The organism is Antarctobacter sp. (assembly GCF_034670325.1).
Lineage (GTDB): Bacteria > Pseudomonadota > Alphaproteobacteria > Rhodobacterales > Rhodobacteraceae > Antarctobacter.
On the sequence record NZ_JAXMNR010000009.1, the window covers coordinates 102109 to 125506 of the forward strand.

General features: G+C 63.0%; 23 protein-coding genes. 9 read left to right on the forward strand and 14 right to left on the reverse strand.

Annotated elements, in window-relative coordinates:
• Positions 1-5 precede the first annotated feature (5 nt).
• From peaD to VOI21_RS20430, 5 genes are read right to left on the reverse strand one after another with little or no spacing between them, the layout of a single operon-like run.
• Positions 6-1082 carry a quinohemoprotein amine dehydrogenase subunit beta gene (gene peaD, locus VOI21_RS20410; RefSeq protein ID WP_323771804.1) on the reverse strand — a complete coding sequence of 359 codons (1077 nt, stop codon included), beginning with the start codon at positions 1080-1082 and terminating at the stop codon, positions 6-8.
• 8 nt (positions 1083-1090) lie between these two features.
• Positions 1091-1414, reverse strand: a complete 324-nt coding sequence (gene qhpC, locus VOI21_RS20415; RefSeq protein ID WP_323771805.1) for a quinohemoprotein amine dehydrogenase subunit gamma — start codon at positions 1412-1414, stop codon at positions 1091-1093.
• The gene (peaB, locus tag VOI21_RS20420; RefSeq protein WP_323771806.1) at positions 1411-2841 is read right to left on the reverse strand and encodes a quinohemoprotein amine dehydrogenase maturation protein; all 1431 of its coding nucleotides are present in this window, start codon (positions 2839-2841) and stop codon (positions 1411-1413) included. The genes qhpC and peaB overlap by 4 nt, the downstream gene beginning before the upstream one ends.
• A gap of 19 nt (positions 2842-2860) precedes the next feature.
• Positions 2861-4399: a quinohemoprotein amine dehydrogenase subunit alpha gene (peaA, locus tag VOI21_RS20425; RefSeq protein WP_323771807.1), complete on the reverse strand. Its 1539-nt coding sequence runs from the start codon at positions 4397-4399 to the stop codon at positions 2861-2863.
• A complete protein-coding gene (locus tag VOI21_RS20430) occupies positions 4396-5676 on the reverse strand; it encodes an NAD(P)/FAD-dependent oxidoreductase (RefSeq protein ID WP_323771808.1) in 1281 nt (426 codons plus the stop codon). Before VOI21_RS20430 ends, peaA begins: the two co-directional genes overlap by 4 nt.
• Positions 5677-5835: 159 nt before the next feature.
• Here VOI21_RS20430 and VOI21_RS20435 point away from each other — a divergent pair, with 159 nt between their 5' ends.
• Positions 5836-6858 (forward strand): AraC family transcriptional regulator, encoded by a 1023-nt coding sequence (locus VOI21_RS20435; RefSeq protein ID WP_323771809.1) that lies wholly within the window; start codon positions 5836-5838, stop codon positions 6856-6858.
• A 120-nt stretch (positions 6859-6978) separates the two neighbouring features.
• Complete coding sequence (locus VOI21_RS20440) at positions 6979-7560, forward strand: VOC family protein (RefSeq protein WP_323771855.1); 582 nt, start codon at positions 6979-6981, stop codon at positions 7558-7560.
• Here VOI21_RS20440 and VOI21_RS20445 read toward each other — a convergent pair.
• Genes VOI21_RS20445 through VOI21_RS20465 form a run of 5 tightly spaced genes read right to left on the reverse strand, consistent with a single transcriptional unit; the run spans position 7557 to position 11146 of the window.
• A complete protein-coding gene (locus VOI21_RS20445; protein WP_323771810.1) occupies positions 7557-8036 on the reverse strand; it encodes a MarR family winged helix-turn-helix transcriptional regulator in 480 nt (159 codons plus the stop codon). The genes VOI21_RS20440 and VOI21_RS20445 overlap by 4 nt on opposite strands.
• A 16-nt stretch (positions 8037-8052) precedes the next feature.
• On the reverse strand, positions 8053-8250 hold the full coding sequence (locus tag VOI21_RS20450; RefSeq protein WP_323771811.1) for a DUF2783 domain-containing protein: 198 nt from the start codon (positions 8248-8250) through the stop codon (positions 8053-8055).
• Positions 8251-8253: 3 nt separating this feature from the next.
• Positions 8254-9876: an FAD-dependent oxidoreductase gene (locus VOI21_RS20455; protein WP_323771812.1), complete on the reverse strand. Its 1623-nt coding sequence runs from the start codon at positions 9874-9876 to the stop codon at positions 8254-8256.
• A gap of 35 nt (positions 9877-9911) precedes the next feature.
• On the reverse strand, positions 9912-10199 hold the full coding sequence (locus VOI21_RS20460) for a hypothetical protein (protein ID WP_323771813.1): 288 nt from the start codon (positions 10197-10199) through the stop codon (positions 9912-9914).
• Complete coding sequence (locus tag VOI21_RS20465; RefSeq protein ID WP_323771814.1) at positions 10196-11146, reverse strand: MBL fold metallo-hydrolase; 951 nt, start codon at positions 11144-11146, stop codon at positions 10196-10198. The genes VOI21_RS20460 and VOI21_RS20465 overlap by 4 nt, the downstream gene beginning before the upstream one ends.
• A gap of 56 nt (positions 11147-11202) precedes the next feature.
• Here VOI21_RS20465 and VOI21_RS20470 point away from each other — a divergent pair, with 56 nt between their 5' ends.
• Positions 11203-11766 (forward strand): DUF2585 family protein, encoded by a 564-nt coding sequence (locus VOI21_RS20470; RefSeq protein ID WP_323771815.1) that lies wholly within the window; start codon positions 11203-11205, stop codon positions 11764-11766.
• Positions 11767-11768: 2 nt separating this feature from the next.
• Here VOI21_RS20470 and fahA read toward each other — a convergent pair whose 3' ends face one another.
• Together fahA and hmgA are read right to left on the reverse strand one after the other, a co-directional pair.
• Positions 11769-13034, reverse strand: coding sequence for a fumarylacetoacetase (gene fahA / locus VOI21_RS20475; protein ID WP_323771816.1), 1266 nt, complete (start codon positions 13032-13034; stop codon positions 11769-11771).
• Positions 13035-13093: 59 nt separating this feature from the next.
• On the reverse strand, positions 13094-14449 hold the full coding sequence (hmgA, locus tag VOI21_RS20480; protein WP_416358996.1) for a homogentisate 1,2-dioxygenase: 1356 nt from the start codon (positions 14447-14449) through the stop codon (positions 13094-13096).
• Between the two features lie 140 nt (positions 14450-14589).
• Between hmgA and maiA the strand changes: the two genes are divergently transcribed.
• Positions 14590-15207, forward strand: coding sequence for a maleylacetoacetate isomerase (gene maiA, locus VOI21_RS20485; protein ID WP_323771817.1), 618 nt, complete (start codon positions 14590-14592; stop codon positions 15205-15207).
• Between the two features lie 94 nt (positions 15208-15301).
• On the opposite strand, the gene VOI21_RS20490 is transcribed toward maiA, so the two are convergent.
• Entirely contained in the window at positions 15302-16657 is a 1356-nt protein-coding gene (locus VOI21_RS20490; protein ID WP_323771818.1) for an aspartate aminotransferase family protein, read from the reverse strand.
• A gap of 1 nt (position 16658) precedes the next feature.
• Entirely contained in the window at positions 16659-17471 is an 813-nt protein-coding gene (locus VOI21_RS20495) for an IclR family transcriptional regulator (protein WP_323771819.1), read from the reverse strand.
• 128 nt (positions 17472-17599) lie between these two features.
• On the opposite strand from VOI21_RS20495, the gene VOI21_RS20500 reads away from it, so the two are divergent.
• Genes VOI21_RS20500 through VOI21_RS20520 form a run of 5 tightly spaced genes read left to right on the forward strand, consistent with a single transcriptional unit; the run spans position 17600 to position 23398 of the window.
• Positions 17600-18538, forward strand: a complete 939-nt coding sequence (locus VOI21_RS20500; RefSeq protein WP_323771820.1) for a tripartite tricarboxylate transporter substrate-binding protein — start codon at positions 17600-17602, stop codon at positions 18536-18538.
• Positions 18539-18591: 53 nt separating this feature from the next.
• Positions 18592-19134, forward strand: a complete 543-nt coding sequence (locus VOI21_RS20505) for a tripartite tricarboxylate transporter TctB family protein (protein ID WP_323771821.1) — start codon at positions 18592-18594, stop codon at positions 19132-19134.
• A 13-nt stretch (positions 19135-19147) separates the two neighbouring features.
• A complete protein-coding gene (locus VOI21_RS20510) occupies positions 19148-20671 on the forward strand; it encodes a tripartite tricarboxylate transporter permease (protein ID WP_323771822.1) in 1524 nt (507 codons plus the stop codon).
• Positions 20672-20678: 7 nt separating this feature from the next.
• Positions 20679-22163 (forward strand): aldehyde dehydrogenase, encoded by a 1485-nt coding sequence (locus tag VOI21_RS20515; protein ID WP_323771857.1) that lies wholly within the window; start codon positions 20679-20681, stop codon positions 22161-22163.
• Positions 22160-23398 carry a Tm-1-like ATP-binding domain-containing protein gene (locus tag VOI21_RS20520; protein ID WP_323771823.1) on the forward strand — a complete coding sequence of 413 codons (1239 nt, stop codon included), beginning with the start codon at positions 22160-22162 and terminating at the stop codon, positions 23396-23398. Before VOI21_RS20515 ends, VOI21_RS20520 begins: the two co-directional genes overlap by 4 nt.

Here is a 23398-nt window from a genome sequence, read left to right on the forward strand (position 1 = left end):
CAGAGTCAATCGACCTGCACGACCTGTAGCGTCGCGGTGCCCATATCGCCGCCCGAGGGCACCAGCATCTCGCCGATCCGCTCCAGCGTTTCGGCATCATAGACACCGATGTCGTCATTGGTTCCGGCCACATAGATCTCCTTGCCGTCGGTCGAGATATTGATGACGTAATAGGTATGCGGCAAGTCCACGCGCTTGATCAACTCGCGGGTGTCCACGTCATGTTTCGACAGTTGGGTATAGACGCCGTACAGCAGGTTCTCGGCGTTCGGATCGCGCACGCCAGAGAACATCAGCACCTCTAGCGAGGCAAAATCCTGCACCGTGGTATCGCCGGTTTCCAGATCGACAGAGGAAAAACCCCAGACAAAATCCGCCAGTTCGGTCTGCGTCTCGTCGCTGAAGACGGCGGCGGTGTACATCAGCATGAACTCTGCGTTTTGGGTGCCGATGGGCCAAAAGGCCAGAACATCCGGGGGGCTGTGCAGCGGGCGATCCCAGCTGGCGTTTGGAATGGCCACCTTCAGCGTGCCGCTGGCGGGGTCCATGCCGTAGATCTCATGCCCGCCGATATAGACCGTGCCGTCCTGACCAGTCTGCATCACGGTTGACCGGCGCGGGGCTGGGTAGGTGCGGACCGGCTCTGCCTCCAGCCCGCCATCGGCGGCATAGACCGCAAACTCCGGTTCCATCACCTCGTAGCGATCGACCAGCTTTCGCGTGGGGTTGCGGACGGTGTAAATCTCGGACCCGTCGGCGGCGACCGCCAGTGACGCGATCGAACGGCGGGTAATCTTATCCGTCGATTGCGCGGCATAAAAGACCTTTTCGCAGGTCTCGATGTCGATCCCGATCACGTCCTGCCAGCGGTTGACCAGCACATAGGCCGTCTTGCCGTCGGGCGACATCTGGATCACGCCGGGGCTCATTTCGGTCCCCATCGGGCAGTCTTTGACCAAGGCGCGCTCAGCCGCGTCATAGACATAAAGGTTGCCGGGTTTGGCGACTGTGACCAACAGATCCTTGGCGGCGGCGGGTGTGGCCGCCGCAAGGAGCGCCGTCAGAAGAAATGCGTTTTTCATCATGCGCCTCACGTGTTCGAGTCCTTGGGGAAAACCGTACCAAGCGCGCGCCAGTCGTCGGCGGCGTTGGGGGCGTCCGCGCTCCAGTCCGGGTAGGTGACCATGGTGTCTGGCACCTGCGCGGGCCACCAGCAGGGGTCGGAACAGCCGTAAAGATCGGCCTCCATCGGCTGGCACAGGGCGGCGACGCCACCAAAGGGATCGACCTCCCATCCGGGGTCAAAGGTGGTGGCGCAGCCTGCGGTCACGGTCTGCATGGCGCGGACCTCGTCCATCTTGTCTTCCGCCGCGGCCTGAAGCGTCCGGGCGGCTTTCTGGTTCAGCGGTTTCATTTGTGGTTCGCCTTTCTGGGGGCAATGTGATCGTGGAAATACTGCGGGTTGGAGGCGATCAGGTCGCCGTAGACCTCGATGCCGAAGTCGATCCAGTCCCGCATCAGGTCGCAGTAGTGATACGCAGGCTTCAGCGGGTCGCTGAAATGCGCATAGCTTTCGTGGTAGCAGCCGCCGGAACACAGGTTCCGGATGCGGCAGGTGGCACAGCCCTTGTCAGTGCGGTCCAGCCGGCTTTCGAGGAACCCGGCCAGCTTGGGCTTTTCGATCCCTGTCGTCACGTCGCCGAACTTGAGGTCCGTGCCGGTGAACCGGTGGCACAGGTTGATGGTGCCGGAATGGTCGACCGCCAACATGCCGATGCCCGCACCACAGGGCAGCGCCTTTGACCGGCCCTCCCACAGGTCCTGCATCAGTTGGTGCATGTTGGAAAAGCCGATGTTGCGGCCCTCACGAGCCTCGCGGTGATAGCGGCGGCCCAGCGATTTCATGCCCTCGAAGACCTCCAGCAGTTCATCGCCGCTGAGATTGAAGGCGGTCATGTCGCCAGAGGTCACCGGGCTGAAACCAACCTCGGCAAAGCCGATGTCGTTCTTCAGGTGGTCCCAGATTTCCTCGACCTTGGTCACACCGGCGGTCAGCGTCACGCGTGCGCCCACCGGGCGCGATTTGTAACGCGACAGCAGCATCCGCGCCTTGGCGGCGACCGCATCGTAAGAGCCCTTGCCACCAACGGTCTTGCGGTTGAGGTCATGCAGCGCCTTTGGCCCGTCCATCGACACGGTCAGGCCAAAGCGATGTTCGTCCAGCCAGTCCACCAGCGTTTCCGTGAGCAGCGTCGCGTTGGTGGTCAGGGTAAAGTTCACTTCCTTGCCCAAAGCTGCAAATCGCGGCTCTGCATGGGCGACCACGTCGCGGATCAATGGCATGTTCGACAGCGGCTCACCGCCGAAGAAGACGATATTGTACGCCTCGCGGTCCGGGCTTTCCTTGAGGAGCAGGTCGATAGACTGCACCGCCGTGTCAAAGGCCATCTTGCGCCCGGCGTTGGGCGTATCAAGGTCCTCTTTATAGCAGTAGGAGCAGGCAAGGTTGCAGCCCGTGTTCACGTTCAGGATGATCGTGGACAGCGGAAAGTTCTCGATCTTGATGTCCGGGCGTTCTGCCGTCACCGGCCTGCCATCCGTCAGGATGTCGAGGTCCAGCAACCCTTGCAGCTTTTCGGCCAGCTGCGCGGGGTCTTGCCCCTTGAAACGGTCGCGCATGTCGGCCTCTGCAACATCGCCCCGCTCGGCGAAGTAGCCCAGAACCTCCCCATCCAGCGCGTCGAGTTCAAACAGCGACGTGGTGGGGATGTGAAAGAGCAAGTCCCGCTCTTCCACGCGCACCATGTGGGCATTGTGTGGTTGAAAACGTAGGTATCCCATCTGTGTCTCCCTCAGCGGATCAGCGGATCGGCGGATCGATGAAACGCTGCACGGTCACGATCAACTGTGCATCGCCGGTCAGGCCCGCCGCCTTGGCGACGATCTTCAGGTCCCCCGCGTTGTTGGTCGAGAACGGGCGTTCCGGGTTGGGTCCAGCCACGGCGGGGGTAAAGATCCCGTCGGCGCCGATTTGTCCGGCAAAGGCTGCGTCCTTCATCGCCTCGGCGATATCGTCGTGGTTTTCGACGCTCCATTCGGCATCGACGGCACCAAGGCGGATGTCGTCGTCCGTATCGGGAGTGCCGTCCGGCCCGTTCCACCAGCCGATCGCCTTGAACCGCGCGGGCACCGGGGCGGGCCCGTTGTCAGAGCCACCGCCGACGCGGGCAATGGTAAAGCCGGGTTCGACCGTCAGGCGGTCAAGGGTGTCAAAGAGCGCGGCCTTGGCTGTGTCATCGCCAGCGCTAAAGGTGAAACCGGCGCTTTCGCCAGCCAGATGCGCGGTTGCGCCAAAGGCGTTGGCCGTGACCTGATCGGCAAGGCCGTTGCTGCCTTCGATCTGCATGTCGTCCAATCCGGTGCCGACGACCTGAACCATGGCGTCTTGCCCGGCAATGGCCTCTGGCACCACACCTAGCAGGGCAGGGCCGCTGCCGACTTTGGCTGCTGTCAGTTGCCCGCCAAGGCTGTCGTCATCGCGCAGGAACTGGCGACCTGCAAGGGCGCTGCCGTCCTCGGACATGGCCAGCACCTGCCGGTAGGCGTTGCCGCCGATGGTCAGGTTGGCGCGCCATTCAAAGCCTGTATAGAGATTCATTTGCCCGCCAACCGGCGCTGTGGTGCCGTCCGCCAGCGTCATTTCTCCGGTCACGGCGTAGGGGGCGGCATCGCCCGCGACGGTCAGCGTGCCATAGGCAGGGCCGCTTCCCGGCAGATCGGTCAGCACAACCCAGTCACCGGCCGCATCGGGCTTGTCCGCTGCCTGCCACGCGGTCCATGCGTCGGTTTCCAGCGGATAGGTTTCGGCCAGCAGGGGTACAATCTCTTCCGAGGCGATCTTGTACCATTCACGGTCGCGGCCAAGCGCCTGATATTCGATTGTGGGGAACTGGCCGACATGGAAATCCATGTGCAGGGCCCATTCTTCGGCGGTCCGCCTCTGCAGCGCGACCCGCGCGCCCGTATGGCAACGCGCGCACATCGTTCCCAACGGCTCATCGATGGCTTCAACGTGGGTAGGATCTTTTTCAAGGGCATAGCGCCAGTCGGCGGTTTCCGAGGGGGCAAGGCCCTGCGTGTCCGCAAGATAGGCTACAAGGTCCGCCTGTTCATCGACGGAGATGTCCAGCCCGTGATAAATGCGCATCCGGACAATGGTCATCAGCCAGCCCTCTGGCGATTTGCGTTGCCCGGAAATTCGCGTCAGCCCGGCATCGGTCATCGCGTGGCAAGTGCCGCAGGTGGTTTCCAGCAATTCCTTGCCGTCTTGCGCTTGGGCGAACCCCCCGGCCACGGTGCAAATGGCGGCGAGCACCAGCGCGCCTCCTCGGTTCATCATGATGTAACCTCCTTGTTGTTCGGTGCCGGTGCGGTCGGAATGCCGCGATCGGTCAGCCAGTCGTGAATGCGAAATGCGGTCTCGGGCGGTGCGTCCGTCAGGATGTGACGGGCAAAGGCGTCCTTGTCGGGCAGGGTGCCGTGGCGCAGCAGGGCCAGAACCGGCCCGATCTCGATCCCGCCGACAAAGGCGACGCCCTCGGGTTCCTGCGGCGTGATCAAGACGTTTGTTTCGGCCAGCCGACCGCCGCGCACCACCACGCGACGTTCCAGAAAGGCGGCGGCTGGCGGAACCGGCTCTGCGGGGATGTCGTCGGGCCAGATGCGACGTGCCTGCCAGAAGGGGCCGTCTAGACCGGCAGCCCGGTAAAAATCGCGCCCAACGCGGGCTTGCCTGTCAAAGGTCGCAACAACGCGATCTTTGTAAAACCGGCGGGCCATGTCTGTTCGACCGCCAAGCAGCGCCTCTGCCAGCGGTGCGGCCATCAACGCAGAGGCCAGCGCCCAGAACAGCCCGTGACCGGACAGCGGGTCCATTGCCACGGCGGCGTCGCCAAGGCGCGGCACGTCCGGGTCCAGATCAGGCGCGGAAAGCCGCAGCTCAGCGCCGGTGACGCGCGCCGAAGCAGGCAGGTCAAACCCGATCATGTCCCGCCAGACCTGCGCGGGATCGCTTGCAGCATCGGCGTCGACGGTCACTTGGCTCCAGCCGCGCACGCCGTCGCTGATCCGCCAGATCCAGCCATCGACGTGGGCGATGACCTCTGCGCCGGGTGCGACGGCCTGGGTGGGGGCGGATATGCTGACGGTCGGAACGCCGCGTTTGCGGCCCGGCGCAGTGCGGGCGCGGCGTCCTCGAGCCTCAAACACCAGTCCCGCCGCGATGCACCGCCCGTCCGCCAGAAGGATCGCGCCCGGTTGCACCTTGGCCACGGTTCCGTTGACCCGTGTGACGCCTTCTGCCTCGGCCTGCGCGCGCAAACCGGCGTCAAAAGCACGGCGGGACAGGATGTGTTCACGGTTGGGAATCCCGGTCAGGTCGCCCCAAGTGACCCGACGTTCCACCATCGGACCCAGCCCCTCCAGCGCCAGATTTTGGGCTCTCATGGCAGTGACCAGCCGCGCCCCGGCACCCTCGACCCAATCCGTCCGTGGCGCACCGTCGACCAGCGTCACCCGCGCGCCAGCACGGGTCAGCAGAATAGCGGCGATCGCGCCCGCGGGGCCGCCGCCCGCTATCGCAATGTCCGGAACGCTGGGTGAGCAAACTTTGTTCATATCGTCAGCGTAGAAACAGAAAGGTGCATCCCATCCGACATTTTCGGACAATCTGCGTGCCGCATGGCGGCGGCATCTTGCGCGAGCGCGATTTTGCGTTCCAATCAGGCAATGCTAAGCTCGCACAGGGGCCAGCCAACTCAAGCGTATCAAGCCGTCATGCCAGACACCGCTAAAATCGTTGCCACCGCCATTCGCGATCCGATTCGGATTGTGCGCGATCTTGGCGGCGACGTTTCCCAAGTGTGCGCCGCCGCTGCTGTTGAGATGCCGGACTTTATGGCGCGGCCCTCTTCGCTGCCGCTCCGGCAGTTTGTTACGTTGAACCAGATCGCGGCCAGCCGCCTGCATGCCCCGCATTTCGGACGCTTCGTGGGGGCCAATTTTGACTTCGCCAATATCGGAGAGGTGGGTCGCGCGGCGATGGCGGCCCCGACACTGGGCGCAGCCTTGCGACTGGTCGAACGGGCCTTCAACACGGTGCAGGACGAGACGGATTTTCGGTTGGAGGTCCGTGGCAGTGAGGCTTGCCTGTCCTACCGCATTCTGGATGCGAACATCTGGCCACGGGATCAGGACGCGGAATTGACGATCGGGGTCTTTGCTTCAATGATCGCGCGTGTGGCGGGGGCCGGTTGGTGCCCGACGGAGCTGTGTTTTGAGCATCCCGATCAAGGGGCGGACCATCGCATCGGGGCCGCGGCTCTCAGCCCTGTTATCTATCAGGCGGATACCAACGCGCTGACCTTCAGCGCAGGGCTTTTGGACAAGCCGATGCCCGGTGGGGACCTGCGGCACTTTCAGGTGCGGTCGTCAAAGTTGACCGAAGTCGCTCTCCGACTGGAACGTGACTGCAGCGTGGTGGCGCGGACAAGGCGGCAGGTGTTGCTGACCATGGGCAGCGGGCACGCGGATCAGACGTTGGTCGCCCGGCAACTGGGGCTGTCACGGCGCAGTCTCCGGCGCAGGCTGGCCGATGAAGGCACCAGCTTTGCCGAGATCCTCGGTCATTGCCGCGATCTCCGTGCCATGACCCTGCTTGCCAAAACCGCCCTGCCGATTCCTGACATCGCGGACCGTCTGGGCTATTCCGAGGCAAGCAGCTTTGAGCGCGCCTTCCGTCGTCGGACAGGTCAGACGCCCGCAGCCTATCGCCGGTCCAGCGCCGATCAGGGCGCCTGACGTCAACCACGCCAATCGACCAAGTGTTTGAACTTTGCGCAAACTGGCCCATTCTCTTGGCAGGGCATGGCGTGCGCCATGCGCATCACCGGGGGGACCAGAATGAGCCAGCCAGACGAAATACGAAAGCTTCAGACGCAGGGCGTGCATCACATCACCCTGATCGGGGCCGACCGTCAGACCTCGATTGATTTCTGGGAGGGCGTGCTGGGCATGCCCTTCATCTTTGATCAGCCAAACCTTGATGCCCCGGATGAGGGGCACCTGTACTTTGATCCGGGCGACGGCCGTTTGATCACGATATTCACCAATGAGACCCGCAAGCCCGATGCCACGTCGGTGCCAGAGGCGACGGGATCGCTGCACCACCTGGCACTGAACGTCAGTCAGGCCAGCTTTTGGCAGGCGGCGGCGCGGCTGGATGCGCGCGGCGTGTCGCATTCAGGACCGGTGGACAGGGGGTTCATGGACTCGATCTATTTCCGCGATCCACTGGGCCTGCGCATCGAGCTGGCCAGCTACAGGTTTGAACCGCCCGAGGGCTGCCGTCATGCCGATGTGATGATCGAGGCGCATCGCATCCGCGTCGCGCGTGGCGATCACCACATCGACCGCGAGCATTTGGCCGACGCCATCGAATTGTTGGTGGAACGGCGGCAACAGTCATTGTCGACCGATCGCGGGGCCAAAAATCCGTATTAGGGCAGGGGGTCGCGCTCTGTGTCGGGAAGGCCGGTCCGATTGCCAATCGCGTCGGTCAGCGCATCTAGTCCCCGTTCCAGCGCGGCGCGATCTTCGGCCGACATGGCGCGCAAGATCTCGCTAGACCGATGTTCGACTTGTGGCAGCACCTCGGCGAACAAGGCGCGGCCCTGTTCGGTGCAGGCGTAGACCCGCAAGCGGCGGTCATCCGGCGCGACCTTCCGGGTGATCAGGCCCTTGTCCTCCAGCCGCTGCGACGCGCGGCTGACCTGAACCCTGTCCAAAGTGGATCGGCGGCTCAGGTCCCGCGACGTGACCTTTTCTTCGCCCGCCAACAGAAACAGCAACCGCCACTCCTCGCGGCTGAGACCAAATTCGCGGCCATAAACATCCACCAGAGTTCGCGAGAACCCTTCTGCCGCCACCGCAAGGCGGTAGGGAAAGAAGGTCTCTAACTGTAGGGTCAGCTTTTCCATCAAGGGGCCTCGATGCTCATCTGTCCGGTTTCGCGGCGGCCTTTAGGGCCGCGTCGATCACCTGCGCGTCGCCGATCTGGTTCGCAAGGATCAGGATCAGACGCGCGTTGTAGGCGGCGCTGTCGTCTTCGCTCAGCCCGTCATGGGCGGCGATCAACGCGGCGTAAAAATCGTCCGGACGGTCGAGGTTGGGGGTCAGTGTCAGGTCGGCCATCTGTTACTCCAATCCAACTGCAAGGCGCAGCGCCGCGCGGGTGGCGGCATCATCAAAGGTGTGCCAGCGCGCAGCCACGTGCTGATCCGGGCGGATCAGGTAAACGCCAGACGCGGCCTCGCCCAGATAGCGCTCGGCCAGCAGATCGTGCGTGCCATCGGCAGCAGAAAGCGCCACGCGATTCAGCGCAATGCCACCCTCTTCAAAGCTTTCCGGGGCGTCTGCATCAATGGTCATCAGGACAAAACCGCCGCCCAGCTGGTCCAGAAGAAAACCACCCTCCAAAGGCACGTCGGGGCAGGGACTGCCGGGGCGCGTGCGTGCCGGGCCGCCGGGCAGCGCATCCTCGCTGTTCAGTGGGCCAGCATCATAGGTGCAGGGCACCGACAGGCGGCCGGAGTTCACCAGCGGGCGCGCAAATTCATACTGTTCGGCCAGATCCAGCACGGCGTTTCGGAAGGTGTGGCTGATCTTCGACTTGGGGGTGATGAAATCGGTCGACCTTGTGGAGTTCAGGATGTTCTCATCCGCGCCAAAGACGCGTTCAGCATCGTAACTGTCCAGCAGGGTCTCGGGTGCCTTGCCGTCGATCACCAGACCCAGTTTCCAGCCAAGGTTGTCGACATCTTGCATCCCGGAATTCGCGCCGCGCGCGCCAAAGGGCGACACCTGATGCGCGGCGTCTCCGGCAAAGAGCACGCGTCCATGGCGGAATTTCCTCATCCGGCGGCATTGGAAGGTATAGATAGAGGTCCAGACGATCTCATAGTCGACCTCACCCAGCATGGCGTCCAGCCGGGCGCGGACGTTTTCCTCTTGCAACTCTTTCTTGCGGTCCACGTCCCAGCCGATCTGGAAATCTACCCGCCAGACGCCATCGGGCTGCTTGTGCAGCAGGGTCGAAGCGCCGGATTTGAAGTGCGGTTCAAACCAGAACCAACGCTCGGTCGGGAAGGTGTCGTTCACCATCTTGATGTCGGCGATGAGGAAACTGTCCTCAAAGACGCGGCCCTCAAAATCCAGCCCCATCATGCTGCGCAACGGGCTGGAGGCACCATCACAACCGATCAGCCAATCGGCCTCGATGGTGTATGGCCCCTCGGGGGTGGTGATCTCTAGCGTGACGTGATCGTCATGGGTGGTGACATTGTCGACCCGGTTCTTGCCGCGCAACTCGATGGGGGCGCCATTGGCCTGTGCCTCACGGACGCGCTCGACCAGGAAGCGTTCGAAATAGGGCTGTTGCAGGTTGATGAAGGCAGGGAACTTGTGGCCCGCTTCTGGCAAAAGGTTGAACTCGAACACCTTGCGGTCATCGTGGAACACCTTGCCAAGGTTCCAGACCACGCCCTTGTCCAGCATCGGTTGGCCACAGCCATAGCGGTCGGCAATCTCAAGGCTGCGCTTGGCGAAACAGATCGCGCGGCTGCCCATGCCAATGCCCTCATGGTCGTCCAGCACGACAACCGGAATACCCTGAAGGCCAAGGTCCAGCGCCGTGGCAACCCCGATTGGGCCGCCGCCCATGACGACCACCGGGTGCCGGACGGGGGAGTCTGCGTCCTGATCGGATGAACGTTCGTAGGGGTATAGTTTGAACGCGAGTTGGTAACGGTCGTGGATCATGGCGGTTCCTCTCAGGCAGTCAGGCAGTCAGGCAGTCAGGCAGTCAGTCGGGACAGGGCGAAGGCGAGCAGCACCGACACGCCGCCCGATACGGCGAACAGTAGTGCCATGGCGCGTGCCAGCCGCCCGGAGCGGGACTGGCGCAGAGTGGCCAGCCCCTCGCGCAGCCAACGCGCCGAGAGCATCGCACGGGCCATGCCATCTTCGCGCAGCTGGCCTGCCGTGTGGCGGACGAAATGCAGCCAGAGGGCCAACATGCCTACCCCCAGCGCCAGCGCGGCAAGCCCCGTCGCAAGGCTGGCAATGGCATCGAGCACGCTCACCCCTGCAATTCCGCCCACATGTCTTTGTCCCGCTGGGCAGTCCAGACGCGGGGTGTGTCGATGCCGCGGGCCTCGTCATAGGCGCGGGCGACGTTGAACGGCAGGCAGTGTTCATAGATCGCATAGTCCGAGAATTTCGGGTCGCATTCAGCGCGGCAGGCGTCCCATGCCTCTTTCAGCGAACCGCCACGGGCGACGACCTTGGCCACCGGCTTGTAAGTCGAGTTCACAAAATCGGCGGTCGCCGCGATCGCGCGTGCGACCATTTCCTTTCCGACCAGCGCGTCGCCGCGTCCCGGAGCGATGCTCTTGGGTTCGAACATGGCGATGTTGGACAGGGTGTCTTCCCAGTCGCCAAAATGCCCGTCGCCGCAATAGCAGGCCGAGTGGTATTCGACGATGTCGCCGGTGAACATAACCTCTTGATCGGGCACCCAGACCACGGCGTCACCTGCCGTGTGGGCGCGGCCCAGATGCATGATGTCGACGCGGCGGTTGCCAAGGTAGACAGTCATCGAGTCCGAAAACGTCGTAGTCGGCCATGTCAGGCCGGGGATTTCCTCATGGCCCTGAAACAGGCGGGGAAAGCGGTCGAACTCGCTGTCCCAGTCCTCTTGCCCGCGTTCGGCGACCATTGACCGGGACACGTCGGACATGATGATTTCCCGCGCGCCATAGGCCGACGCACCCAGCACGCGGACCGCGTGGTAGTGGGTCAGGACAAGGTGGCTGATCGGCTTGTCCGTCACCGAACGCACATGTTCCATCACCTTGCGCGCCAGACGCGGGGTGGCCTGCGCCTCGACGATCATCACGCTGTCGTCGCCGATGATGACGCCGGTGTTGGGGTCGCCCTCGGCGGTGAAGGCGTACAGACCGTCACCCACCTGGGTAAAGCTGGTCTTCTTTTCTGCCATGTCTCCGGCGGATGCAAAGGCCTTTGTCATGTGATCCCTTTCAAGTCTCTGGACGCAAACGCGTCTTTGTGATTCCATCGCAAGTCATGACCCAAGGCCTTAAACCCGCGCTGATCTTTTTGTTCATCACTGCCGCGATGGCGGTGGTTCTGTTCCTCATGGGGCGCGATCTGATCTGCCCCTGCGGTCATGTCTCTTTCTGGACCGGTCCCAATGCCCCGCCGCGCGAAGGCAGCCAGCATCTGTTCGATCTTTATTCGCCCAGTCACCTGATCCACGGGCTGCTGTTTTTCGGCGTGCTTGCGCTGGTCGCCCGACGTCTCAGCCTGAACCTGCGTTTTGCCATCGCCCTGATTGTCGAGGCAGGCTGGGAGATCCTTGAAAACACGCCCTTGGTGATTGAACGCTATCGCGCGGTGACGGTCTCTCTCGACTACAACGGCGACAGCGTGATCAACTCCGTCTTTGACGTGATCGCGATGGTCGTCGGTTTCTACCTCGCCCGCGCCTTGCCGGTCTGGGCCAGCGTGGCCATCGTGATTGGCCTTGAGGTTCTGACCGCGTTCCTGATCCGCGACGGGCTGGCGCTGAATGTCCTGATGCTGTTCTGGCCGCTGGACTCGGTCCTTCAGTGGCAGCAGGGCGGTTAGGCTCATTTCCGGCCCCCATATGGATCGTCCAGCGCGGGCAGCACCGTGCCGGTGCATTCACCAAAGCCGATCTTGAAGCCATCGCCCTTGGCCGCACCGCGCAGAGTCAGTGTATCGCCGTCCTCCAGAAAACTGCGCGTTTCTCCACTGTCTAGTGTAACCGGCTCCTTACCGCCCCAACTGAGTTCCAGCAGCGCGCCACGCGCGTCCTTGGTGGTGCCGGAGATCGTGCCGGAGCCCAGCAGATCGCCCACCGACATCGGGCAGCCAGAGGTGGTGTGGTGCGCCAATTGCTGGGCAGATGAGTAGTACATCTCTTTGTAGTTCGTCCGGGCAATAACCGTTTCGGGTTTGCCTTCGGGCGCAAGGCCGACCTCCAGCGCGATATCGTACAGCATCGGGCTGGCCTCTTTCAGGTAGTCCAGCAATTCGCGTTCCCGTTCTGGCGTGGAGACTCGGAACGGCTCCAACGCCGCTTTGGGCACGATCCAAGGGCTGATCGAGGTGGCGGTTGCCTTGGCCTGAAACGGCCCCAGCGGCTGATACTCCCACGCCTGAATGTCACGCGCGGACCAGTCGTTCAGCAGCACATAGCCAAAGATCATCTCGTCAGCCTCGGTCACCGTGACCGGCCCTTCGGAAGGGGTGCCGACAATGGCGCCCATTTCCAGTTCCAGATCGAACCGGGCGCAGGGGGCAAAGCGGGGCAGGTCGTCGTTCGGCCCTTTCAACTGTCCCCAAGGGCGGCGCACGTCGGTGCCGGACACCACAACCGAGGACGCCCGCCCATTGTAGCCAATCGGGATCGACAGCCAGTTCGGCGGCAGCGCGTTTTCCGCGCCTCGGAACATGGTGCCGACGTTGGTGGCATGGTTCTTGGAGGCATAGAAATCGGTGTATTCGGCCACCATAAAGGGCATCAGCATCCTGGCTCCGGCCTGCGGGACCAGATAGGTGGTCAGCGCCTCGGCGTCCGGCGCGCCTTCGGCCAGCATCTCTGTCGCCGTCGCGCGAAAGGCGGCCCAAGCGGCGGGACCCAGCGTCATGAACTCTGTCCAGTCACCAAAGGCAAAGATCATGTCTTCATCGTCCATCTGGACCAACCCGTCGGCCTCCAGCGCGGTCACGTCGAGGATCATGTCGCCGATGGCGATGCCGCAGTGTGCTTCGCCGTCCTCGGCGCGAAAGCTGCCATAGGGCAGGTTGTTCAGCGGGAAATCCGTGTCGGCGGAGTTTGCACTCTCCACCCATGATTTGAGAAGCGGCATTCGGGGCTCCGGTCGTCTGGTGTTTCGATGTGGACAGGGGGATTGGCCCCCCTTGTCCTTTACTTCTTGCCCGGCGTACCGTCGAATTTCTTCTCAAGGCTGTCCCAGCAGTCGATATAGTCATCCTGCAACGGGGCCTCTTGTCCGGCGAATTGCGTCAGATGCTGCGGAAAACGGGTTTCGAACATAAAGGACATGGTGTTGTCCAGCTTGTCCGGGCCGAGGTTGGCATTGGACGCGCCCTCAAAGGCGTTCCGGTCCGGTCCGTGCGGGATCATCATGTTGTGCAGGCTCATGCCGCCGGGGACAAAGCCCTGCGGCTTGGCATCGTACTGGCCGTAGATGTTGCCCATCAACTCGGACATGATGTTCTTGTGATACCACGGCGGGCGGAAGGTGTTTTCCGCCACCATCCAGCGTTCGCGGAACAGCACGAAATCGATGTTCGCGGTCCCCGGCACGCCCGACGGCGCGGTCAGCACGGTAAAGATCGACGGGTCCGGGTGGTCGAACAGGATCGCGCCGACCGGGCAATAGGTCCGCAGATCGTATTTGTAGGGCGCATAGTTGCCGTGCCACGCGACCACGTCCAGCGGGCTTTGCCCGATCTGCGTCTCATGGAACTGGCCGCACCACTTGATCGTCAGGGTCGAGGGTACCTCGCGATCCTCAAAGGCGGCGACCGGCGCCTTGAAGTCACGCGGGTTGGCCATGCAGTTCGCGCCGATGGGACCGCGACCCGGCAGTTCGAACTTCTGGCCGTAGTTCTCGCAGACAAAGCCGCGGCACGGCCCTTCCAGCACCTCGACCCGGTACACCAGACCGCGCGGCAGGATGGCGATTTCCTTCGGTTCGACATCAATGATGCCCAGTTCGGTGCAGAACCGCAGGCGCCCCTCCTGCGGGACCACCAGCAACTCGCTGTCGGCGGAAAAGAAATAGGCGTCCTGCATCGATTCGGTGATCAGGTAGATATGGCTGGCCATGCCGACTTGGGTGTTCACGTCGCCGGCGGTGGTCATGGTGCGCATGCCGGTCAGCCAGGTCAGACCCTCGTCGGAATGCGGCACCGGATCCCAGCGATACTGGCCCAGGCTGATGACATCCGGGTCCACGTTGGGCGCGGACTTCCAATAGGGCAGGTCGATCTTGGTATAGCGCGCGGAATGTTTGACCGAGGGGCGAATGCGATAGCACCAAGTGCGCTCTGGCCGCACATCGGTAAAGGCGGTTCCGGACAGCTGTTCGCCATAAAGGCCATAGTTGCACTTTTGTGGGCTGTTCATCCCCTGCGGCAGCGCGTCAGGCAATGCCTCTGTCTCAAAGTCATTGGCCCAGCCCGGCATGTACCCCTCATGGGGGCCGGTGGTGTTGGTCGCGCGGATCATGCCCTGCGGCAGGTCGTGACGGGTCATGGTGTTCCTCCCAGATGTCGGTCTGAACCGGATTCGGATTTGCCGGTAATATTCATTGCATCTGCAATGAAGTCAAGGTTATCGTTGCAAGTGAAACAAGCGTGCTCTTTCTTTTTTGGGCGCGGAAGGGGGGACATGCCGTGATCCGATTGTTTGACTTTTGGCGCTCATCGGCGAGCTACCGGGTGCGTATCGCTTTGGGACTGGCCGGGTTGGACTGGGACAGCGTGCCGGTGGATCTGGTCGAGGGCGCGCAGCAATCGCCAGAGCATTTGGCGCGCAATCCGCAGGGTCTGGTCCCGGTGCTGGAGATCGACGGGCTGCGGCTGACGCAGTCGCTGGCGATTGTCGAGTACCTGGATGAGACACGGAGCCTGGGGCTGATGCCGGAGGCGGCCGTCGGGCGGGCGCGGGTGCGCGCGCTGGCGCAGGCCATCGCGGTCGATATCCATCCGGTCTGCAACCTGAGGGTCGCGAAACATGCGGTCACGCAATCGGGTGGGGTGATCACGATGGAGGGCTGGATGCGGGCCTTTATCACGCCCGGTTTGGCGGCGGTCGAGACGCTGCTGGAGGGGGGGGATTACTGCCACGGGACCCGGATCAGCCTTGCCGATCTCTGCCTTGTCCCGCAGGTGTACAACGCCCGGCGTTGGGGAGTGGATCTGGACGGAATGCCAAAAATCAGGCGGATCGAGGCGGTGCTGGCCGAAGTTCCGGCCTTTGCCGCCGCCCACCCGGACAGAACGCCAAAGTAGGGTCCGCTTCGAGGGCGGTCAGGGCCGGAGGCTCCGGGTCAGGCCCGGGGCGCGTGGTCCGCCATGGTGCGGGCCACGCGCGCGTGTGGCGATGTCAGCTTTGCGCGGTCAGTCCCGCATCCAGTGCCGTTAGGATCGTCCTGACGTGGCCTTCGGTCAGGATCAGCGGGGGCGAGAAGATGATGTTGGGGCCAGAAACGCGGACCATGGCGCCGTTCTCATAGGTGGTGCGATGCACGTCGCCGATTGTCTTTTTGTCGATCGGGGCCTTGGTCGCGCGATCACACACCAGTTCGACCGCACACATCAAACCGTGCCCACCACGTACGTCTCCAATCAGTGTGTGTTTCTCCTTGAGTGCAAGCAAGCCGTCGTAAAGTTGTGCGCCGCGCGCGGCGGCGTTGTCCTTGACCTGCAACCGCTCGGTTTCCTGCATACAGGCGATGGCCGCCGCTGCGCCAACTGGATGGCCAGAGTAGGTGTAGCCCGATCCGATGGCCCCCTTGCCGCTGGTGTCGCTCTCAAAGACTTCGGCCACCGCGTCCGAGATCATGACCGCGCCAAAGGGGAAATAGCCGTTGGTGATTGCCTTGGCGGTACACATCATGTCCGGCTGTACCCCCCAGTGGCGTGAGCCGGACCAACTGCCAGTGCGTCCAAAGGCGGTGATGACCTCATCCGCGATCAGCAGGATGCCGTGACGCGAACAAATCTCGCGCACGCCGGGCATAAAGCTGGGATGCGGCGGGATCACACCGCCCGCGCCCAGCACCGGCTCCATGATCATGGCGGCAATGCTGCCCGCCCCCTGAAAGGCAATCTCATCTTCCAGCGCGGCAAGGCAAAGCTGCGCCAGACGCTCTGGGTCCGTCTCATTGAAGGGATTGCGATAGGTGTAGGGGGCCGGGATGTGATAGCAGCCGGGCATCATCGGTTCATACTGTGTACGGAAATTTGCGTTGCCGTTGACGCTGGCCCCCAGCGTATGGGTGCCATGATAGCCCTTTTTCAGGGAGAGGTATTTGACTCGCCCGGCCTCGCCTCGGACCTTGTGATACTGGCGGGCAAGACGCAGCGCGATCTCGACGCTGTCGGATCCGCCAGAGGTGAAAAAGGCGCGGCTGAGGCCATCGGGCGCAAAGAAATCGCGCAGCATGGTGCTGAGTTCGATCACCGCGTCATTGGTGGTGCCGCGAAAGATCGAATAATAGGGCAGGCGGTCCAGTTGCTCGGCAATGGCCGCCTTCACCGGGGCGCAGGAATAGCCCAGATTGACGTTCCACAATCCGCCCACGGCATCGACGGTGCGGTGGCCGTCCACATCCGTGATCTCGACCCCGTCGCCACCGACGATGATGTCGGGCGGATTGGCAAGGCTGTCGGCCGGATGTGCCATCGGATGCCACAGGTGGCGGGCGTTGTTTTCGATCAGAAAGTTCGAATCTTTCATGTCAGACCTCATTCGGCTGGGGAGGGCGGGACGGCGGGGTTTCTGAAAGCACGGCAAAGCCGCGCGGCAGGATGCCCCCGGTCGATGTTGTGGCCTGCCGGATCGCGCCGCGCAGGGCGTTCAGGATTTCATCCATCTTTTCGCGTGAGGCGCGGACCGCAGGCACCGCCACGGCAAGCGCGCCGATTGGCGTTCCCTCGGGGCCAAAGATCGGTCCACCGACAGAGGACACCTCGCGGTCAAACGCCTGATCGAGGTTGCACAGCCCGCTCTGCCGGATGTCGTCCAGCACAGAGCGCAGAAAGGCGGGATCGGTCAGCGTCAGATCGGTATAGGCTTTCAGCGGTTGCGAAAGGATGCGGTCGATCACGTCTGGCGGCGAAAATGCCAGAACCGACAGGCCGGACGAGGTGGCGTGCAACGGCAACATCTCACCTTCGTCGAAATGGACCTGCGTGCCGTGAACCATCGGATCGGAGTGAAACAGCGGAGAGAGCATGTCGCCCTGCAACAGCGAGGTGTGGCATAGTTCCCCGACTTCGGCGGCCAATGACTCGACGATCGGGCGCAGGATGCGGCGGGTCGGATGGGTCGCCTCACGCACCGCCGTCAGCCGCAGGATGGCCGGGCCCAGCCGATAGGCGCGGGTCTGCGGATGCTGTTCGACGAATCCATTGGCCTCAAGCTCAACCAGATGCCGGTGCACCGTCGCCTTGTCCCGACCCGCCAGGCGCGCGAATTCAACCAACCCGATCTCAGGCTTGGTGCGTGAGAAATAGTTCAGCAATTCAAGGGCTTTTGTGACCGTTCCCATTGTTGCCGCGCGACCTTTCCAAACTCTTTCAGGGTATCCACGAAAGAAACGTTGACAGAAATTCATCGCAAGTGCAACAATTAATGCACCATAGGTTCAAATAATGAACCAATCAACAGGAGGATGACATGAAGGCTCTATTGAAGGCGAGCGCCGCGCTACTGGCTCTTGCGCTGCCGCTGGCCGCTCAGGCCGAGTACCCCGAAAAACCGGTGGAGTTTGTTGTGCCCTGGCCGCCGGGTGATCTTGAGGATGTGCTGACCCGGCTCATTGCCGAGAAGTTTCAGGACACCTACGGCGTACCTGCGGCGGTGGTGAACAAACCCGGCGGCGGTGGCGGCCCGTTCCCCGGAGCGGTCGAGGTCGCGCAGGCCCCGGCGGATGGCTATACGGTTGGCTCTTTCGTGATTGGCGTGCCGCTGATCGGCCCCGAAACCGGCATCCCGGCGCTGAACCCCAACCCGTTCGAACCGGTCGGCATCTTCCTGACCTATCCCTTTGTCATCGCCGCATCCGGCGACGCGCCTTATGGCACGATGGAGGAACTGGCCGCATACGCACAGGACAACGATGTGGCGCTGGGCCACTTCGGATCGTTCCTGATCCCGACGCAAGTGACGTTCGCCCTCGCACAAGAGATGGGCTTTGACTACGCGGCGGAAGCGGCGTTTGACGCGCTGGACTGCAACACGCTGGCCTCGGGCGATGTGGACGTCATCAACACCACGCTTCAACTGATCAAACCCTGTCTGGACGATCTCACCGTGCTTGCCTCCATCGGGTCGCAGCGCACCGCGCTGACGCCGGATGCGCGCACGGTGGGTGAGATCGCGCCCAATCTGGACATCTCGCTGTGGAACGGCCTGTTCGTGCACAAGGACACCCCCGCAGATGTGCGTGAGAAAATCGCCGCCGTGGCGCAAGAGGTCGTCACCTCGGACGCGGCGCAAAAGCTGGCGGCAGAGACCGGCGCGCTGATCTACTGGCAGGATGCAGAATCCGCCAAAGCGCAGATGGACAAGGACGCGGTCACGCTGGGCACCGTGTCCGAGCTGATCGCAGACTGATCCTGACCGGGCGTCCCCATCGTGGGGGCGTCCTTTTCATTGGGGGAGCGCAGATGCGCCGGTTCCAGACCTTTCAGGACCTATTCAAACGCTACCGGCGACCCGGTGACCTTGTCTTTGCCGGTCTATTCTGCCTCTTGGCGCTGTTCCTGTTCGTGATGTTGCCGCAGGAAACCCAGTGGGTGAAGCGGACAAAACTGTTTGCACAACCGGCCTTTTGGCCCGTCGTCTCTGTCGGGGCGATGCTGCTGTTCAGCCTGTTGCACCTGTTCGGCGCGTTGGTGTCCGACCGCATCCCCGGTCGCGGGGTCGAGGTGCTGGCCTGGTTGAAGTCGGTGGAATACGCAGGCTGGTTCATGGCCTATGTGTTGATGGTGCCGGTGGTTGGCTACCTCGCCGGATCGGTGGTGTTTGCCTGCGTCTTGGCGTGGCGGTTAGGCTATCGGTCTGCGCGCTGGCTACTGATGTCGGCGGTCTTTGCCGTTGTGGTCGTGGTGGTGTTCAAATCGCTTCTGCAGGTCAAGATCCCCGCCGGGCAGGTCTATGAATTGCTGCCCGCCGGTGCCTTGCGCACCTTCCTCATGACATATCTCTGAAAGGGGCGGATTGATGGATGCCTTTCTGTCCGGACTAGAGATGCTGGCGCGTTTCGACGTGGTGCTGGCCTTGCTCATCGGCTCTATCGGCGGGGTCATCATTGGGGCAATTCCCGGCGTCGGCCCGCCGGTTGCCATCGCGATCCTGCTGCCCGCGACCTTTGCGCTGGACCCTTTGGTGGGGTTGACGATGTTGCTGGGCATCTACGGGTCGTCGATGTTTGGCGGCGCGCTGCCCGCCATTCTGATCAATACGCCCGGGACGGCGGTCAACGCCCTGACCACCTATGACGGCCACCCTATGACGCAAAGGGGAGAGGCGCTGCGTGCGCTGGGGCTGGCCTATGGCGCGTCCTTCGTGTCGGGTATTCTGTCGATTGTGGCGCTGATCCTGCTGTCACCGCTGCTGGCGAAAATCGCGCCGATGTTCGGCTCACGCGAGATATTCCTTGCCGCCCTCTTGGGGATCGTTCTGGTGATCCTTGCCCATCGCGGGCAGACCTTTGCCGCCGGGATGCTGGCCGCCTTTGGCATCTTCCTTGGCACTGTCGGGCTGGAGCCGGTCAAATACACCCAGCGCTACACCTTTGGGCAGGACTGGCTGGTCGGCGGCTTTGACCTGATCGTGGTCGTGCTTGGGCTGTTCGCCCTGTCACAAGCCTTTCAACTGCTTAGCGAAGAGGACAGCGCCCCCGATACCCAGCCGATCCGCGGTTCCATGCTGCGCGCTATTGGTGAGGTGTTCCGGTTCAAGCGCATCGCCGCCGTCGGCTCCGGCTTTGGCGTGCTGATGGGTATGATCCCCGGCGTGGGTGAGTTCACGGCGCAATTTCTCAGCTACACCTACGCGCAAAAGACCTCCAAAACGCCCGAAGCGTTCGGCAAAGGATCGCCCGAGGGACTGGTTGCGTCCGAGGCGGCCAACAATGCGGTGCCCGCCGCCGCGATGATCCCGCTGCTGGCGCTGGGTATCCCCGGCGAGGCGCTGACAGCCATGATGCTGTCGGTGTTTTATGTGCACAACGTGACGCCCGGACCGGCGCTCTTCCAGAACCAGCTGGATTTCGTCTATGCGCTGTACATCGCGATGATCCTGCTGAACGTGATTGTCATCGTCTTCATGATCTTCTCGTCGAACCTGCTGCTGCGGATCATCCGCATTCCGACGCGCTTTCTGGGCCTGACGATCCTGATCCTCAGCTTTGTCGGCGTCTATTCCCTGCGCAATTCCATGACCGATTGCGCCATCGCTGCCGGGTTCGGACTGTTTGGCCTGATCCTGAAACGGCAGAACCTGCCGGTGGTGCCGATCATCCTTGGCATGGTGCTGGGTGGCATCATGGAGGTGAAACTGCGCAGCGCCATGGCGCGGGTGAAAACGCCGCTGGATTTCGTCGACCGGCCCATCGCCGCCTGTATCGCCCTCGCCATTGTCGCGCTCGTCGTGCTGCATTTCTGGGGTGTCTGGCGTGAGCGTAAGGCCGGGTTGAAAGAGTCGGAACACGATCACGACATTCACGACACGCAAGGAAACTGAGACGATGATGGATCTTTCGCGGATCGAAGAGTTGCGCAACGCGGATGTTCCGCCCGCCCGTCACCTGATCGACGGGGCCTTTGTGATCGCCTCTGATGGGGCTGAGATGGAGGTGATCTCGCCTCTCGATGGCAAGGTGCTGACCACGATGGCGCGCGGCACGCAGGTAGACGCCGAGGCTGCTGTGGCAGCGGCGCGTCGCGCTTTTGACGATGGACGCTGGGCCGGGCTGCCGCCTGCCGCGCGCAAGAAGGTGCTGTTGAAATGGGCCGACCTGATCGAGGCGCAGGCGCTGGACCTCGCGGTGCTGGGCGTGCGCGACAACGGCACAGAGATCGGCATGGCGCTCAAGGCGGAACCGATGTCGGCAGCGGGCACAATCCGTTACTACGCCGAAGTCATCGACAAGGTCTATGGTGAGATTGCGCCGACAGGTGCGGATGCGCTTGGCCTTGTCCACCGTGAGCCTGTCGGCGTGGTGGGGGCCATTGTGCCGTGGAACTTCCCGTTGATGATCGGCGCGTGGAAACTGGGCCCGGCATTGGCGGCGGGCTGTTCCGTGGTGCTGAAACCTGCCGAAACCGCGTCTTTGACCTTGCTGCGGATCGCAGAACTTGCGCTTCAGGCGGGGCTGCCGGACGGTGTGCTGAACGTGGTGACGGGTGAGGGCGCGGTGGTCGGCGCGGCCATCGCCGAGTCGATGGATGTGGATGTGTTGGTGTTCACCGGATCAGGGGCCACGGGGCGGCGTCTGCTAAAGGCCTCGGCCCGGTCGAACCTGAAACGGGTCTATCTGGAGCTGGGGGGCAAGTCCCCCAACATCGTCTTTGCCGATGCGCCCGACCTGAAAGAGGCGGTCAAGGTTTCGGCCAACGGGATCTTCCGCAACGCGGGGCAGGTCTGCGTGGCCGGGTCGCGCCTGTTGGTCGAGCGATCGATCCACGATGCCTTTGTCGAGGACCTGACAGAGTTTGTGCGCAACATGAAGGTCGGCGATCCATTGGACCCGGCAACCTCTGCCGGGGCGGTCAACAGTCTGCGCCAGTTGGAGCAGAACCTTGGCTTCGTGGCAGAGGCGCGGTCGCTCGGCCGCGACATCCGCATCGGCGGCGCGCGCACCCTGCAAGACACGGGCGGCTATTTCATGGAGCCAACCATCGTGACGGGAGTCGACCCCGCCGACCGGCTGGCACGCGAAGAGGTCTTTGGCCCGGTGCTGGCCGTGATCCCCTTCGAATCCGAGGAAGAGGCGGTGGCGATTGCCAATAGCACTGATTACGGTCTGGCAGCGGCGGTCTGGACGTCGAACCTGTCGCGCGCGCACCGAATGATCCGACGCATCAAGGCGGGCATCGTTCATGTGAACACCTATGGCGGGTCCGATATGTCGGTGCCGCTGGGCGGTGTGAAACAGTCGGGCAACGGGCACGACAAGTCGCTGCACGCCTTCGACAAATACCTCGACCTCAAGACCGCGTGGATCAAACTATGAGCGCAGACCGCACCATCCTGATTGTCGGCACCTATGACACCAAGGACGAGGAACTGACTTACCTCGCCCAAGTGATCCGGGGGCAGGGCGGCGGCGTGCTGACAATGGACGTCAGCGTGCTGGGCGACCCATCGCGGCCATCGGATTTCTCCAAACATGACGTGGCGCAAGAGGGCGGGCACACGATCCGCGAGGCCATCGACGGCGGGGACGAAAACCTTGCGATGCAGATCATGGCCAAGGGGGCTGCGCTGTTGACGGCGCGCCTGCACCGCGAGGGCCGGATTGACGGGGTGATCGCGCTGGGCGGTACGATGGGCACCGATCTGGCGCTGGATGTCTGTTCGGCGCTGCCCGTGGGGGTGCCCAAATACATCGTCTCGACCGTTTCCTTTTCCGCGCTGATCCCGCCCGACCGTCTGCCTGCGGATGTGCAGATGATCCTCTGGGCGGGCGGACTTTATGGTTTGAACTCTGTCTGCAAGGCGTCGCTGTCTCAGGCGGCGGGGGCGGTGCTGGGCGCCGCGCGCGCGGTTGAGCGGCCCGATCGCAGCCGCCCGCTGATCGGCATGACCAGCTTTGGCAAGACGGTCCTGCGCTACATGGTGGCGCTGAAACCGGCGCTGGAGGCGCGGGGCTTCGAGGTGGCTGTGTTCCACGCGACCGGCATGGGCGGTCGCGCGTTTGAAAGCCTTGCGGCTGAGGGTGCCTTTGCCGCGGTGATGGATTTCGCGCCGCAGGAGGTGGGCAATCACCTGATGGGATCGACCATCAGTGCCGGGGCCGACCGGATGACCGGCGCGGGACGGAGCGGGACACCGCAGATCGTGTCCATTGGCTGTTACGATCTGGTGGATTTTGTCGGTTGGCAAGAGGTGCCCGCACGGCTGGCGGGGCAAGAGGTGCACGCCCACAACCGGCTGTTGTCGTCGGTCATGATGACACCCGACCAGCGGCGCGAGATGGCGCGCGCGATCTGTGATAAGCTGGCCAGCGCGTCAGGGCCGGTGGTCTTGCTGCTGCCGCTACAGGGGGGCAACGAATGGGACCGCCCCGGCAGCCCGCTTTGCGATCCCGAGGGACTGCGTGGGTTCCTTGAGGAAATACGCGCCTGTTGCCCCGCGAATGTGCGGCTTGTCGAACTGGACGCGCATATCAACGACCCGGCGTTTGCCGATGCGGCGCTAGAGGTCTTTGACGGCTGGGCCGCAGGCGGACAATTGCGCGGGACCTGA

Excerpts from the sequence above, each read along its gene's own strand:
- VOI21_RS20500 (WP_323771820.1), top strand. The coding sequence starts at position 17,600 with ATGAAGGCTCTATTGAAGGCGAGCGCCGCGCTACTGGCTCTTGCGCTG.
- VOI21_RS20430 (WP_323771808.1), bottom strand. The coding sequence starts at position 5,676 with ATGAACAAAGTTTGCTCACCCAGCGTTCCGGACATTGCGATAGCGGGC.
- VOI21_RS20510 (WP_323771822.1), top strand. The coding sequence starts at position 19,148 with ATGGATGCCTTTCTGTCCGGACTAGAGATGCTGGCGCGTTTCGACGTG.
- peaB (WP_323771806.1), bottom strand. The coding sequence starts at position 2,841 with ATGGGATACCTACGTTTTCAACCACACAATGCCCACATGGTGCGCGTG.
- VOI21_RS20520 (WP_323771823.1), top strand. The coding sequence starts at position 22,160 with ATGAGCGCAGACCGCACCATCCTGATTGTCGGCACCTATGACACCAAG.
- VOI21_RS20445 (WP_323771810.1), bottom strand. The coding sequence starts at position 8,036 with ATGGAAAAGCTGACCCTACAGTTAGAGACCTTCTTTCCCTACCGCCTT.
- peaD (WP_323771804.1), bottom strand. The coding sequence starts at position 1,082 with ATGAAAAACGCATTTCTTCTGACGGCGCTCCTTGCGGCGGCCACACCC.
- VOI21_RS20450 (WP_323771811.1), bottom strand. The coding sequence starts at position 8,250 with ATGGCCGACCTGACACTGACCCCCAACCTCGACCGTCCGGACGATTTT.
- VOI21_RS20490 (WP_323771818.1), bottom strand. The coding sequence starts at position 16,657 with ATGAAAGATTCGAACTTTCTGATCGAAAACAACGCCCGCCACCTGTGG.
- qhpC (WP_323771805.1), bottom strand. The coding sequence starts at position 1,414 with ATGAAACCGCTGAACCAGAAAGCCGCCCGGACGCTTCAGGCCGCGGCG.
- VOI21_RS20495 (WP_323771819.1), bottom strand. The coding sequence starts at position 17,471 with ATGGGAACGGTCACAAAAGCCCTTGAATTGCTGAACTATTTCTCACGC.
- VOI21_RS20515 (WP_323771857.1), top strand. The coding sequence starts at position 20,679 with ATGGATCTTTCGCGGATCGAAGAGTTGCGCAACGCGGATGTTCCGCCC.
- VOI21_RS20435 (WP_323771809.1), top strand. The coding sequence starts at position 5,836 with ATGCCAGACACCGCTAAAATCGTTGCCACCGCCATTCGCGATCCGATT.
- VOI21_RS20505 (WP_323771821.1), top strand. The coding sequence starts at position 18,592 with ATGCGCCGGTTCCAGACCTTTCAGGACCTATTCAAACGCTACCGGCGA.
- VOI21_RS20470 (WP_323771815.1), top strand. The coding sequence starts at position 11,203 with ATGACCCAAGGCCTTAAACCCGCGCTGATCTTTTTGTTCATCACTGCC.
- peaA (WP_323771807.1), bottom strand. The coding sequence starts at position 4,399 with ATGATGAACCGAGGAGGCGCGCTGGTGCTCGCCGCCATTTGCACCGTG.
- hmgA (WP_416358996.1), bottom strand. The coding sequence starts at position 14,449 with ATGACCCGTCACGACCTGCCGCAGGGCATGATCCGCGCGACCAACACC.
- VOI21_RS20465 (WP_323771814.1), bottom strand. The coding sequence starts at position 11,146 with ATGACAAAGGCCTTTGCATCCGCCGGAGACATGGCAGAAAAGAAGACC.
- fahA (WP_323771816.1), bottom strand. The coding sequence starts at position 13,034 with ATGCCGCTTCTCAAATCATGGGTGGAGAGTGCAAACTCCGCCGACACG.
- VOI21_RS20455 (WP_323771812.1), bottom strand. The coding sequence starts at position 9,876 with ATGATCCACGACCGTTACCAACTCGCGTTCAAACTATACCCCTACGAA.